This is a genomic window from Pseudoalteromonas sp. G5_S1_54_S4 (assembly GCF_054968565.1).
The window spans coordinates 1-488 of record NZ_JBQKUL010000137.1 but is presented as its reverse complement, the minus strand read 5'-3'; the positions used below and the strand labels follow the sequence as shown (position 1 = coordinate 488).

Below are 488 nucleotides of genomic sequence, written 5' to 3'. Positions count from 1 at the left end.
AATTTATACCGTCATCTCAGAAATTAGTTTACTGGAAGCTGTTGGGTCTAGTTCTTTTATTAAAGAAAAAAGTGGAAAGGTTCTTTTACTTTTTTTCTTTTTCCCTTTTTCTTTATTTTTTTTAGCTTCTATTCAGAAGTTATTAAATTATAAATCTGAATACTTAATGGCAGGTTTTGTCAAAGGGTTGTTTATTGCATTATCTTTATTTTTTTTGCTAGTAATCCCCTTTAACTTGTATGTAGAGTCATATATAAAAAGCAATGGCTATACTTATTGTAATTGGTATACAAAACCTTCAGTTCGTGCTCCTGATGTTTGGTTGAAAAACGATGAGTTATGCTTACAAGATGGTTCTGTAATCACTAGTGATATTTATGATTGGTTTGAAATGCATAATGAAAAAGGAATTGAGCCAACACTTAATGAACTTGAAGTTTTTATACAAGAAACTAGAGCAGAGTATAATCGTTAAAATTAACTCAAAA

The 488-nt window shown here is 28.9% G+C and carries 1 protein-coding gene; it reads left to right on the top strand.

Going from position 1 to position 488, the window contains the following annotated elements; translation table 11 throughout:
- Window positions 1-475, top strand: a 475-nt coding sequence (locus ACTRWE_RS19270) for a DUF1240 domain-containing protein (protein WP_462880540.1), incomplete at its 5' end; no start/stop codon positions are given.
- Window positions 476-488: the final 13 nt, after the last annotated feature.